This is a genomic window from Burkholderia paludis, assembly GCF_000732615.1.
Lineage (GTDB): Bacteria > Pseudomonadota > Gammaproteobacteria > Burkholderiales > Burkholderiaceae > Burkholderia > Burkholderia paludis.
Genome location: NZ_JPGL01000074.1, coordinates 18,407 through 30,829, shown reverse-complemented (window position 1 = coordinate 30,829; position 12,423 = coordinate 18,407). Strand labels below are relative to the sequence as shown.

Annotated in this window: 13 protein-coding genes; 3 read left to right on the top strand and 10 right to left on the bottom strand. The window is 69.1% G+C overall.

All coding sequences use genetic code 11. The annotated features are described in order from the left end of the window. Nucleotides 1-5: 5 nt before the first annotated feature. The 4 genes from GQ56_RS0133495 to GQ56_RS0133480 form a co-directional block, all read right to left on the bottom strand. Nucleotides 6-782, bottom strand: a complete 777-nt coding sequence (locus GQ56_RS0133495; RefSeq protein ID WP_031402812.1) for an SDR family oxidoreductase — start codon at nt 780-782, stop codon at nt 6-8. A 67-nt stretch (nt 783-849) separates the two neighbouring features. Beyond that, on the bottom strand, nt 850-2,127 hold the full coding sequence (locus GQ56_RS0133490; RefSeq protein WP_031402811.1) for an L-fuconate dehydratase: 1,278 nt from the start codon (nt 2,125-2,127) through the stop codon (nt 850-852). 23 nt (nt 2,128-2,150) lie between these two features. Continuing rightward, complete coding sequence (locus tag GQ56_RS0133485) at nt 2,151-2,993, bottom strand: ureidoglycolate lyase (protein WP_031402810.1); 843 nt, start codon at nt 2,991-2,993, stop codon at nt 2,151-2,153. A 51-nt stretch (nt 2,994-3,044) separates the two neighbouring features. Continuing rightward, nucleotides 3,045-3,809, bottom strand: coding sequence for an SDR family oxidoreductase (locus tag GQ56_RS0133480; RefSeq protein ID WP_031402809.1), 765 nt, complete (start codon nt 3,807-3,809; stop codon nt 3,045-3,047). A gap of 662 nt (nt 3,810-4,471) precedes the next feature. On the opposite strand from GQ56_RS0133480, the gene GQ56_RS0133475 reads away from it, so the two are divergent. The 3 genes from GQ56_RS0133475 (at nt 4,472) to GQ56_RS0133465 (ending at nt 6,426) form a co-directional block, all read left to right on the top strand. Then, complete coding sequence (locus GQ56_RS0133475) at nt 4,472-4,762, top strand: DUF3331 domain-containing protein (protein ID WP_031402808.1); 291 nt, start codon at nt 4,472-4,474, stop codon at nt 4,760-4,762. A gap of 167 nt (nt 4,763-4,929) precedes the next feature. After that, nucleotides 4,930-5,916 (top strand): oxidoreductase, encoded by a 987-nt coding sequence (locus GQ56_RS0133470; protein WP_031402807.1) that lies wholly within the window; start codon nt 4,930-4,932, stop codon nt 5,914-5,916. A 213-nt stretch (nt 5,917-6,129) separates the two neighbouring features. After that, nucleotides 6,130-6,426, top strand: coding sequence for a DUF4148 domain-containing protein (locus GQ56_RS0133465; RefSeq protein ID WP_031402806.1), 297 nt, complete (start codon nt 6,130-6,132; stop codon nt 6,424-6,426). A gap of 199 nt (nt 6,427-6,625) precedes the next feature. Here GQ56_RS0133465 and GQ56_RS0133460 read toward each other — a convergent pair whose 3' ends face one another. The 6 genes from GQ56_RS0133460 to GQ56_RS0133435 form a co-directional block, all read right to left on the bottom strand. Next, entirely contained in the window at nt 6,626-7,822 is a 1,197-nt protein-coding gene (locus GQ56_RS0133460; protein ID WP_031402805.1) for a TauD/TfdA family dioxygenase, read from the bottom strand. A 22-nt stretch (nt 7,823-7,844) separates the two neighbouring features. After that, nucleotides 7,845-8,801: an alpha/beta hydrolase gene (locus tag GQ56_RS0133455; RefSeq protein WP_031402804.1), complete on the bottom strand. Its 957-nt coding sequence runs from the start codon at nt 8,799-8,801 to the stop codon at nt 7,845-7,847. 31 nt (nt 8,802-8,832) lie between these two features. Then, entirely contained in the window at nt 8,833-9,321 is a 489-nt protein-coding gene (locus GQ56_RS0133450; RefSeq protein ID WP_031402803.1) for a thioesterase family protein, read from the bottom strand. Nucleotides 9,322-9,324: 3 nt separating this feature from the next. Next, nucleotides 9,325-10,290 (bottom strand): L-carnitine dehydrogenase, encoded by a 966-nt coding sequence (locus GQ56_RS0133445; protein ID WP_031402802.1) that lies wholly within the window; start codon nt 10,288-10,290, stop codon nt 9,325-9,327. A gap of 88 nt (nt 10,291-10,378) precedes the next feature. Continuing rightward, complete coding sequence (locus GQ56_RS0133440; RefSeq protein ID WP_031402801.1) at nt 10,379-11,308, bottom strand: BKACE family enzyme; 930 nt, start codon at nt 11,306-11,308, stop codon at nt 10,379-10,381. 55 nt (nt 11,309-11,363) lie between these two features. After that, nucleotides 11,364-12,317, bottom strand: a complete 954-nt coding sequence (locus GQ56_RS0133435) for a choline ABC transporter substrate-binding protein (RefSeq protein ID WP_031402800.1) — start codon at nt 12,315-12,317, stop codon at nt 11,364-11,366. Nucleotides 12,318-12,423: the final 106 nt, after the last annotated feature.

Sequence of the window (12,423 nt, the reverse complement as noted above, 5' to 3'; positions counted from 1 at the left end):
CGCATTCAGCCGATCGCACGGTCGAGATGCGTATAGCCGCCGTCGACGAACAGCCACTGGCCCGTCGTGTGCGACGCGCGCGCCGACAGCAGGAACACCGCCGTGTCGGCGATCTCGTCGGCCATCGTGAAGCGCTTGCCGAGCGGCACCTTGCCGGCGATGCCGGCGAGCTTCGCATCGGGATCGTCGAAGCCGGCGAGCCAGCGCCGGTACAGCGGCGTCATCACTTCGGCCGGAATCACCGCGTTCACGCGCACGCCGTCGTCGCGCAGCGCAACCGCCCATTCGCGCGTCAGCGCGAGCTGCGCGCCTTTCGATGCGCAATAGCCGCTCGTGTCGCCCTGCCCGGTCACGGCCGTCTTCGACGAGATGTTGACGATCGCGCCGCGCGCGGCCTTCAGGTGCGGCACGCAGTAGTGCGCCATCACGTAGTAGTGGATCAGGTTGCGCTCGAGCGATGCGACGAACGCGTCGCGGCCCGCGTCGAGGCCCACGCCGTCGTTGATGCCCGCGTTGTTGACGAGGCCGTCGAGGCGGCCGAATTGCGCGACCGTCTGCGCGACCGCGTCGCGGCATTGCGCGTCGTCCTGCAATTCGACCGGCAGGAATACGGCGCGCGGCTGCCGGCGCGCGAGTTCGCGCCGGAACGCATCGTCGGGCGCGTGGCGCGCGAACACCACCGGAATCGCGCCTTCGTCGGCCAGCCGCGTCGAAATCGCGGCGCCGATGCCCGATGCGCCGCCGGTCACGATCACGACCTTGTCCTGCAGGTTCAAATCCACTTCGCGTCTCCGTCGTTCATGTTGTCGCCGCGCACGACGCGCGTCGTACCGCGTGCGTTGCCGTGCGTCAGCCGCGGAACCGGTATTGCTCCAGCGATTCGGGCTTCATCTCGATCGAGAAGCCGGGCGCCGTCGGCGGCAGGTAAGCCGCGCCGCGCACGACGCACGGCTCGACGAAATGCTCGTGCAGATGATCGACGTATTCGGTCACGCGCCCCTCCTTCGTGCCGGACAGGCACACGTAGTCGATCATCGACAGGTGCTGCACGTATTCGCACAGCCCGACGCCGCCCGCATGCGGGCAGACCGGCAGCCCGTACTTCGCGGCCATCAGCATCACCGCGAGAATCTCGTTCACGCCGCCGAGCCGGCACGCGTCGATCTGCACGACGTCGATCGCGCCGCGTGCGATGAACTGCTTGAACAACACGCGGTTCTGGCACATCTCGCCGGTCGCGACCTGCACCGGCGCGATCGCCTCGCGGATCTTGCGATGCCCTTCGACGTCGTCGGGGCTCGTCGGCTCCTCGATGAACCACGGCCGCGCGAACGCCAGCTCGCGCACCCAGTCGATCGCCTCGTCGACCTCCCACACCTGGTTCGCGTCGATCATCAGCTTGCGCCCGGGGCCGATCACCTCGCGCGCGATCGTCACGCGGCGGATGTCGTCCTCCAGGTTCGCGCCGACCTTCAGCTTCACGTGGTCGAACCCCGCGTCGACGGCTTCGCGGCACAGCCGGCGCAGCTTGTCGTCGCCGTAGCCGAGCCAGCCCGCCGATGTCGTATAGCACGGGTAGCCGTCGCGCTCCAGCGTCGCGATCCGCGCGGCCTTGCCGGGCGCCTGGCGGCGCAGCAGGTCGAGCGCCTCGTCCGGCGCCAGGCAGTCGGTCAGGTAGCGGAAATCGATCGCGCGCACCAGCGCCTCGGGGCTCATGTCGGCGACGAGCCGCCATAGCGGCTGGCCGACGGCCTTCGCCCACAGGTCCCACACCGCGTTGACGATGGCGCCCGTCGCCAGGTGGATCGCCCCCTTGTCGGGTCCAATCCAGCGCAACTGGCTGTCCGACGTCACGCGCCGCCAGAAGCGGCCCATGTCCTCGCGGATCCAGTCGAGGTCGAGGCCGACGACGAGGTGGCGCATCGCGTCGATCGCCGCGCAGCAGATCTCGTTGCCGCGCCCGATCGTGAACGTGAGCCCGTGGCCTTCGAGCCCGTCGCGGTCGGTTTCGAGCACGACGTACGCGGCCGAGTAATCGGGGTCCGGATTCATCGCGTCGGAGCCGTCGAGCTGGCGCGAGGTCGGGAAGCGCACGTCGAGGACGCGCATCGATCGAATGATGGGCATGATGGACTGTCCGTTATGGGAAATCAGGCCTGCACGGTGCGCTGGCGCTGCTCGCCGAGCCCGTCGATGCCGAGCGTGATCACCTGCCCGGCTCGCAGGTAGACGGGCGGTTTCTGCCCGAGGCCGACGCCCGGCGGCGTGCCGGTCGAGATCACGTCGCCCGGCTGCAGGCTCATGAAGCGGCTCAGGTAGCTGATCAGGCAGGGCACGCGAAACACCATCGTCGCGGTCGTGCCGTTCTGGTAGCGGTGGCCGTCGACGTCGAGCCACAGCCGCAGCGCATGCGGATCGGGCACTTCGTCGGCGGTCACGAGCCACGGGCCGAGCGGGCCGAACGTGTCGTTGCCCTTGCCCTTGTCCCACGTGCCGCCGCGTTCGAGCTGGAACGCGCGCTCCGACACGTCGTTCACGACGCAGTAGCCGGCGACGTGCGACAGCGCGTCGGCCTCGTCGATGTACCGGCCGCCCTGGCCGATCACGACGCCGAGCTCGACTTCCCAATCGGTCTTCTCCGAGCCGCGCGGGATCTCGACGTCGTCGTTCGGCCCGGAGATCGCGCTCGTCCACTTGCCGAACACGACGGGCTCCTTCGGCACGACCATCCCCGATTCGGCCGCGTGGTCGGAATAGTTCAGGCCGATGCAGATGAACTTGCCGACCCGGCCGACGCACGCGCCGAGCCGCGGCGTGCCGTCGACGCGCGGCAGCGACGACGGCGGGATATCGCGCAGCCGCGCGAGCGACGCCGGCGTCAGCGCATCGCCGGCGATGTCGTCGATCACGCCGGACAGGTCGCGAAGCTGGCCCTGCGCGTCGAGCAGGCCCGGCTTTTCATGATGTTTGTCGCCGAATCTGAGCAGTTTCATGTTGTCTGTCCAAATGGGAAGGGGCAGGAAGAGGCAATCGGCTCGACGCGCTCAGTTGGACCAGCCGCCGTCGATCAGGTGAATCGCGCCGGTCGTAAACGCCGCCTCGTCGGACGCCAGGTACAGCGCGAGCGCGGCCACTTCGTCCGCGCTGCCGATGCGGCCCATCGGCTGGCGCGCGACGAACGCCTGGCGCACCTCGTCGGCCGGCACGTGGCGCGTGCGCGCCTGCTCCGCGATCCGCTGCTCCAGCGACGGCGACTCGATCGTGCCCGGGCAGATCGCGTTGCAGCGGATGCGCTGCTCGACGAAATCGGCGGCCACCGCCTTGGTCAGCCCGATCACCGCCGCCTTGGTCGTGCCGTACACGAAGCGGTTCGGCACGCCCTTCACGCTCGACGCGGCCGACGCCATGTTCACGATCGACGCGCCGCCGGCGTCGAGCATCGCGGGCAGCAACGCACGGATCAGCCGGTACATCGACGTGACGTTCAGGTTCAGCGAGAACGCCCAGGCGGCTTCGTCGCAATCGAGAATCGAGCCGTGATGCACATAGCCCGCGCAGTTGAACAGCACGTCGAACGCGCGTTCGCCCGCGGCGAGCGCCACGACGTCCTGCGCATCGGTGACGTCGAGCCGCCGCGTGGCCAGCCGCCCGCCCGCGCGCCGGGCGTCGGCCTCGAGCCGCACGAGCGCGGCTTCGTTGATGTCGGTCGCCAGCACGTCGGCGCCCTCGCTCGCGAACCGCAGCGCGGTCGCGCGGCCGATGCCCTGCCCGGCCGCCGTCACCAGCGCGCGCTTGCCCTGCAATCTCATGAGCACCTCTCCCGGAAAAGCCGGCCGTCAGTCGGCCGATTGGCACAAAGGACTAAAGGTCCAACCAATCATAGGAAGGGATCCTGCGTTTGTCACGAAATCGCGATTCAGTATTTACCCGGCCGCGCCAATCCGGCGGATGGAGAAAAAACCGGCGTCCGCCGGCGATGCCGGCGCGCATCGGGAATCGCGTCAACCCAGTATCGGCGAGGCTTTCCGCCGGTTCCTCGCAGGCAACCGGCAGGCCCGCCGCGCCAAACTGACGAAACAGTCATGTTCGCGTCAGGATCTCAACGGCATGTGCGCGCCATCATGGCGTGCCGGACCGCGCTTCCGGACCATCGCCTCCCGCCCGCTCAGGATCTCGCGGGCATCTCCGTCCCCCGGCGATGGACGCCGTGACTGGGCGAGCAGACACGGTGCGCGGGCCGATTTTCCGCCCCGGACTTCGCGTCCGGGGCACTTTTGTCCGTGGTTTCCAAGAAAATAAGCGTGGATTGTTTCTAATTCAGAAAAAGGTAATTTGAGCCAGACAGGATGTTTTTTCCGGTCACAGACGCTTACATTTAGCGGACCACTCATGGAAACCGCTACGGATTCGCCATCGGGCAGTGACATCCACTGCCACGGCCGAAACCGCACGAGCTTTAGGAACCGGCTAAATGAAGGCATCCCAATCCCTGCCTGCGCTCGATCCCGCCGACGTCCACGTCGAAATCCTCGAACGTTCCGATACGCTGCTCGTTGTCCGCTGGGTCGAACCCGGCCGCTGTCACTACGGTGAGCAGCGCTGGCGCCGCCGCTTCGCGCAACGTACCGGCACCTGCGCACTGTCGCGCCAGGTCATCCAGCGCGGCGACGAAGTCTTCCGTCCGGCCGAACGCCCGGCGCCCGCGAACGCGGCCGCGATGATTTCCGCCGCCGAAGTGCTCGCGCTGGCCGGGAGCAGGTAACGCCCGCCCGCCGCGCGACACGGCACGTCGCGCCACCCCACGCGCCGGCCCTAGAAGCGCCGGTCTAGTTCCCCCGCTTGTCTGCCATGTCTGCGACCACTATCGTTACAGCAATCAATGTAACGATGAAGCGCCGCGGCCGGCCGGTCGCGCCGATGGAGGCAGACATGCATGCATGGAGCGCGCGCCACGTCCCGGCGCAGGGCGGCAAGGTCGCGGTCGTGACCGGCGCCAACAGCGGGCTCGGCTGGCAGCTCGCGGAAACGCTGGCCGCGAAAGGCGCGACGGTCGTGATGGGCTGCCGCGACGCCGCCCGCGCCGCGCAGGCGGCCGACGCGATCCGCCGGCTCCATCCCGACGCCCGCGTCGAAGTCGATGCACTCGACCTCGCCGATCTCGCGTCGATCGCGCGCTTCGCGGCCGACGTCGCCGAGCGCCACGGCCGCGTCGATATCCTCTGCAACAACGCCGGCGTGATGTTCCTGCCGCTGCGCCATACCCGCGACGGCTTCGAAATGCAGTTCGGCACCAACCACCTCGGCCATTTCGCGCTGACCGGCCATCTGCTGCCCGCGCTGCGCGCCGCGCGCCGGGCGCGCGTCGTGACGATGTCGAGCGGCCTCGGCCGCGGCGGCCGGATTCGCGTCGACGACCTGCGCGCCGAACGGCGCTACAACCGCTATCTCGCCTATTGCGACAGCAAGCTCGCGAACCTCGTGTTCGCGATCGAACTGCAGCGCCGCTTCGAACGCGCGGCGTTCGCGGGGATCAGCGTGGCCGCGCACCCGGGCTACGCGGCGACCAACCTGCAGTTCGCGGGCCCCGCGATGGACAGCGCGCCCGCCCGCGCGGCGCTGATGCGCGCCGCGAACCGTTATCTCGCGCAGCCGGCCGACCAGGGTGCGCTGCCCGCGATTCATGCGGCGACCGCGCCCGATCTCGCGGGCGGCGCGTACATCGGGCCGTCCGGCTGGTTCGAATCGCGCGGGCTGCCGGCGCCCGCGAGCGTGCCGCGCGCGGCCCGCGACGCCGCCGCGGCGGCGCTGCTGTGGGACGCATCGGAGGCCGCGACGGGCGTGCGCTTCCTCAGTTCGGGCGCGCCGGCCGGACGTGCGCCGGGCCGGCCGTTCGACGCAACGGCCGAGGCGCGCTGAAACGCGCCCGCCTGCCGCAATATTCGTCATACTTATTACAAAGGCTGAAAAGAAAGCAGATTGCAAGACTGGATCGACTCGCTACTGTTACGGCGCAGGAAACAATCTATCGTCAAAATCAGCGTTTACCCTGAACCTTCCGATGACTAAGATTTCGTCAATCGCTCAAGACATGGTGTCGAGAGCGAACCCAATAAAACACCGGAGGTCATCATGAAATCGCTCGTTTCCGCAGTCGTTGCCGCTGCCGCCCTGTCCGCTTCGTTCGGCGCATTCGCTCAAAGCACCGTGACCCGCGCACAAGTGAAGAACGAACTGGCGCAGCTCGAACAAGCCGGCTACAAGCCGGGCCTGTCGAGCCCGTACTACCCGAACGACATCCAGAGCGCCGAAGCGCGTGTTCATGGTGCCGATACCAGCGGCTACGGCGCGCAACCGGCACCGGCCGTCCACTCGGGCGCACCGGCTGCAGCGTCGAAAGCACGCGACTCGATCTTCTTCGGCCAGTAAGCCGATGCGCCCGTGACGGGCGCCGCGCGATCGAAGCGTATCCGGACGAGCCCCCTTGCGGGGCTCGTCCTTTTTTATGAAACCCATACCTCCGCCGCCCGGCAGCGGGTGGCTTCGCCCGGGCGCCTGGCGTCCGGGCGCTTTTTCACCCGCGGAGGAATGCCCCCCAGCGCCGACTGAGTGACGGACTGAGTGACGCTCAGCGCGACGCGGCCGCGGCAGGCGCCGAGCGCGACAGCACGCGCCATCGCGACAGCAGCTCGTCGCGATCGACGTAGCAGCCCTGCAGGTGCCGGCGGCCGGTCGACGGATCGAACTCGGTGCGCGCATGCAGGACGCGCCGGTTGTCGAACGCCCACATGTCGCCCGCCCGCAGCCGTCGCTGCACGCGAAAGCGCGGCTCGCGCGCGAGCGCGAGAAACCGCCGGTATGCGCGGTAGACCGCCGCGACCGAGCCGGCCGGCGCATCGAGCGGCCCGCGCAGGAAATTCGCGACGCGCACCTCGGTCACGTTGCCGCGCGTATCGAGCCCGATGACCGGCGCCGAACAGCGGTAGTCGCTGTTCGCACTCTTGTTCCAGAACTCGAACGGCGTCGACGCGAGCCGCTCGAAATCGGCCGGATGCTCGCGCCGCAGCGCGTCGGCGAGCGCGAAGCCGTCGAGGAACACGCTGTCGCCGCCCGTCGCGTCGTTCGCGAGGCAATGCAGGAACTGCACGCCCGGCTGCAGTTCGCGCGTCGGCAGATCGGTATGCGGCGGCAGGTTCAGCGACGTATACGCATTGCTGTCCGGGCGCGGCTTCGATTCGACGTCGAACAGCACGCCGAAATTGCTCTCGCGGATCAGGCCGACCCGGCGCGCGACTCCGTCGACGCGGCCGCGCTCGGCCGGCACGCCTTCGACGAGCGTGAGCCCCGTGCGTTGCAACGCGGCGAGCCATGCGAGCAATGCGCCGTCGTCGTGCATCACGTCGCGCCAGGCGAACACGCCGATGGCCGTCGCGTCGCCGCCGGCCCATACGTGCCGCCCGTGCGCGGACTCGCGCTCCGCGCGCGACGCGTCGTCGTAGGCATGCGCGCGCAGCCACCCCGGCGACCACGCGCTGCGATGCCCGTCGTTCCAAGCGACCTGCAATGCGCCGTCGGCGTCGACCTGCACGGCGAGCGCGCACAGGTCCTCGCGCGCATCCGCGATCTCGAATACCTGTTCGCGCGTGACCGCGTGCACGCATGCGGGACACGCGCAGTTGTCGCGCAGCCAGTCGAAATGAAACGGCGATCGTCGCGTGTCGCTCCACTCGACGTTCACGGCTCCGTCGCCGATCGTCGCCGTCGCGATGGCCGCGTCCGCGGCAAAGGTCCGCCAGTCCTCGATACGGTGTTGCGCTGCCTGCATCGTTGCCTCCCGGAAACGCCCGCTACGCCAGTGGTGCGAGCAGAAACCCGCCGACCGTGCGGTGCAGCCGCGCCGCCTGCGGGCTCGTTCCGAGCGCGCGCCAGCAGCCGTGCACCAGCCCCTCTCCCATCCAGTAATGCGCGGCGCCGCCGGCCGCGCGAATCCGTTCGACGTATGCGCGCGCGTCGTCGCGCAGCGGATCGTGTTCCGCGCCGATCGCGAGCACGGGCGGCAGGCCGTCGAAACGCGCCGCCGCGAGCGGCACCGATGCACGCAGCAGCGGCGTGCCGCCCGCCGGCGCTTCCGGCAGGTCGGCACCCCAGTACTGCGCGCGATAACGATGGACATCGTCGAGCGTCAGCATCGGCGCATGCGCTTCCGTCTCGCGCGCGGGCGACTGCGGCTCGAATCCGAGCATCGGATAGACGAGCGCGATGCCGTCGATACCGTCTTCGCCCGCGTCGCGCAGCGCGGTGGCCACGGCCGCCGCGAGCGTGCCGCCCGCGCTGTCGCCCGCGAGCGTCAGCGGCCGTGCGCACGGCCCGAACGGCAACACCGCATCGCGCGCCGCGCGCGCGACGTCCAGGCAATCCTCCAGCGCGGCCGGCGCACGGTGTTCGGGCGCAAGCCGGTAGTCGACGGCAATCACGTCGAGCCCCGTATCGGCCGCCAGCCGCGCGGTGATCAGCGCATGACTGTCGAGCGAGCCGACGACGAAGCCGCCGCCATGAAAGAACAGCACCGTGCCGCGCGGCGTGCCGTGCGCGGCCGCGTAGCGCCGCAGCGCGATCGCGCGGCCGTCGGGCGCGTGCCACACCGCGTCCTGCTGCACGATGCCGGCCGGCAGCGCAGCCGGCGTCCAGGCCGCCGCGAAGCGGTCGTACAGGCGGCGCTGCTCGTCGGCCGAACGCGCCGCCGCGCCGGCCGGGTACCACGCGTCGACGGCTGCGACGAATGCCGCGATTTCCGGTTCGAGCATCGTGCGCTCCAGGGTGGACAGTTGACGCCGGTTAGCGGCGCGGCGGCAGCCCGATCACGCGGCCCGCGTACGCGGGCGCCGGGCAATCGCGCTGCAACGCATGCAGCCCGGCCACGTGCGCGGCGACATCGTCGTCGAACGGCGCCGACTTCGCGCCGTCGCGCGTATCGACGTGCAGCAGCATCTGCTCGCTCGCCGCTACCGCGTCGTCATGCCCGTGTGCGAACAGTTCGAGATACAGGTGCAGCCGCTTCGCGTCGTGCGCGAGCACGCGCGCGTCGACGCGCACGGGCGTGCCTTCCTTGATCTCGTGCAGGTAGTTCACGTGCGCCTCGAGCGTATAGACCGAGCGCCCCCGCTCGCGGCGCGCGGCGTCGTCGAGCCCGATGCGATCCAGCAATGCATCGGTCGCGAAGCTGAAGATCAGCAGGTAGAACGCATCGCGCAGGTGGCCGTTGTAGTCGACCCATTCCGGCCGCACCACGTCGCGGTACATCGTCAGCGGGGTATCGCCCGTCATCGTCTAGTCCTCGAATCGCATCCCGTGCCGCGCCTTCACCGCGGCGATCGCCTTCAGCACCTCGGTGATGCACTCGTCGCGATAGCGTTCGAGTTCCTTGATGCTGCGCGCGCCCTGCTGTTCGGTCGTGCCCTCGACGACGCTGTCGATCAGCGCGTCGGTGAGCGTCGGCGCGACCAGCTTCGTCCACGGCAATTCGAGCGCGGGGCCGAACTGCTGCATGAAGTGTCGCATGCCCGCATCGCCGCCGGCGAGCGTGTAGGTCAGGAACGTCCCCATGAACGACCAGCGGATGCCCGCGCCGAAACGGATCGCGTCGTCGATCTCGCCGGTCGTCGCGACGCCTTCGTTGACCAGGTGCAGCGCCTCGCGCCACAGCGCCTCGAGCAGCCGGTCCGCGATGAAGCCCGGCACTTCCTTGCGCACGTGCAGCGGCCGCATGCCGAGCTTGCGATAGATCGCCATCGCGGCCTCGACCGCTTCCGGCGACGTATGCTCGCCGCCGAGCACCTCGACGAGCGGCAGCAGGTAGACGGGATTGAACGGATGGCCGACCACGCAGCGCTGCGGATGCGTCGCCCGCGCGTAGAAATCCGTCGGCAGCAGCCCCGAGGTCGACGACGCGATGATCGCGTCGGGCTTCGCCGCGCGGCTGATCTGTTCGTGCAGTTCGAGCTTCAGCGCCTCGCGCTCCGGTGCGCTTTCCTGGATGAAATCCGCGTCGGCGACGCACGCCTCGATCGTCGACACGAACCGCAGCCGCGCGGGATCGGCGCCCGGCGCGAGGCCGACGCGCTCGAGCGCGGGCCACGCGTTCGCGACGTTCGCGCGCAGCCTCGCCTCCGCGCCCGGCGCGGGATCCCACACGACCACGTCGAGACCGTGCGCGAGCGCGCGGGAAATCCACCCGCTGCCGATCACGCCGGTGCCGATCGCGGCGAACGTCTTGATGTCGGTAATCACTGCCATGTCCACGCATCCTTCGAATCAGGGGAAATCGGTGGGCGGTCGCGCTCGTGCGCGCCGCCGGGTCGTATCGGCCGGTCGACCGGCCTACTCACGCGAACTCGGCGATCGCGCGACGTTCGAGCGGACGTTCGCCGCGCGCCGGCAGGCCGAGCTTGCGACGGCCTTCGGCGGGCGACAGCACGCGGCCGCCCAGCCGCTCGACGATCTCTCTCGCGCGCTCGACGAGCGTGCCGTTCGTTGCATGCACGCCGCGATCGAGCCAGATGTTGTCTTCCAGGCCGACGCGCACGTGACCGCCCAGCAGCATCGCCTGCGCGACCATCGGCATCTGCATGCGGCCGATCCCGAAGCCGGCCCAGTGCGCGCCCGGCGGCAGGTTGTCGACCATCGCCTTCATCGTGCCCGTATCGGCCGGCGCGCCCCACGGAATGCCGAGACACAGCTGGAACAGCGGCGGATCGTCGAGCAGCCCTTCCTTCAGCAACTGCTTCGCGAACCACAGATGGCCCGTGTCGAAGATCTCCAGCTCCGGCTTCACGCCGAGTTCCTGGATGCGCTTCGCGCCGGCGCGCAACTGCGCGGGCGTCGACACGTAGATGTAGTCGCCGTCGCCGAAATTCAGCGTGCCGCAGTCGAGCGTGCAGATCTCGGGCAGCAGCTCCTCGACGTGCGCGAGACGCGTGAGGCCGCCGACCAGGTCGGTGCCCTTGCCGAAACGCATCGGGTCCTCGCCCGGGCCGATCTCGAGATCGCCGCCCATGCCGGCCGTCAGGTTGATGATCACGTCGACGTCGGCCGAGCGGATGCGGTCGACCACTTCGCGGTACAGGTTCGGGTCGCGGCTGCCGCGCCCCGTCTGCGGATCGCGCACGTGGCAGTGCGCCACCGTCGCGCCGGCCTTCGCGGCCTCGATCGCGGCGGCCGCGATTTCCTTCGGCGTGACCGGAATCGCCGGATGCTTGCCGACCGTATCGCCCGCGCCGGTGACGGCGCAGGTGATGATGACTTCATGGTTCATGCTGGATGCCTCGCTTGATTCGGGTTGTGTCGCATTGCGGGGGTGGCGCGGACCGTCACAGGCCGAGATACGCCTTCACGGCCGGCAGCCCGTCCTTGCCGTCGAACGTCTTGACGCCCGCGAGCCACGGTTCGAGCACCTGCGGATTCTTCTTCAGGTAGGCCTTCGCGGCGTCGGACGGCTTCGTCTTGTTCATCACCGACTGCATCAGCTGGTTCTCGAGCTGCGTCGAGAAGCGCAGGTTCGAGACGAGCTTGCCGGCGTTCGGGCAGCGCGCGATGAAGTCGGGCGCCGTCAGCGTGTACACGCGCGCCTCGCCGTAGTTCGGCCCGAACGCCGCGTCGCCGCCGGACAGGTAGTTCATGCTGAACTGGATGTTCATCGGGTGCGGCTCCCAACCGAGGAACACCACCCACTTCTTGTCGCGGATCGCGCGCTCGACCGTCACCAGCATCCCGGCCTCGCTCGATTCGACGAGCTTGAAGCCGCCGAGCCCGTACTGGTTCGTGTCGATCATCTTCTGGATCGTCGCGTTCGCGCTGCTGCCCGGCTCGATCCCGTAGATCTTGCCGTCGAGCTCCGCGCGGTGCTTCGCGATGTCCTCGAAGCTCTTCAGGCCGGCCTGGTATTCGTAGCTCGGCACCGCGAGCGTCGCCTTCGCGCCCGACAGGTTCGGCGGCTCGACGACGCTGATCGACTTGCTGTCGAGGAACGGCTGCAGCTGCTTCTGCTGCACGGGCCACCAGTAGCCGAGCGACACGTCGAGCTGCTTGCTCTTCAGGCCGGCGAACGAGATCGGCACCGACGCGATCGTCGTGGTCGGCTTGTAGCCGAGCGCCTCGAACACGGTCGACGCGAGCGCCGTGGTCGACGTGATGTCGGTCCAGCCGATATCCGCGAAACGCACGGTGCGGCAGGTCGCGGCATCCGTTTCGGCAAACGCCGCGTGCGTGAACGCGCCGCTCGCCAGCACGGCCGCGGCAAGCGCGGCGATCTTCGTCGACTTCATGGTTCGGTTCCTCCCGGTTGGACGCGCGGCAGCCGGTGCGCGGGGTGTGCGCCGGCCTGCATCGTGGGAGTAAAAGTAACGAGCCATATTCGCCGCAAGAAGACCG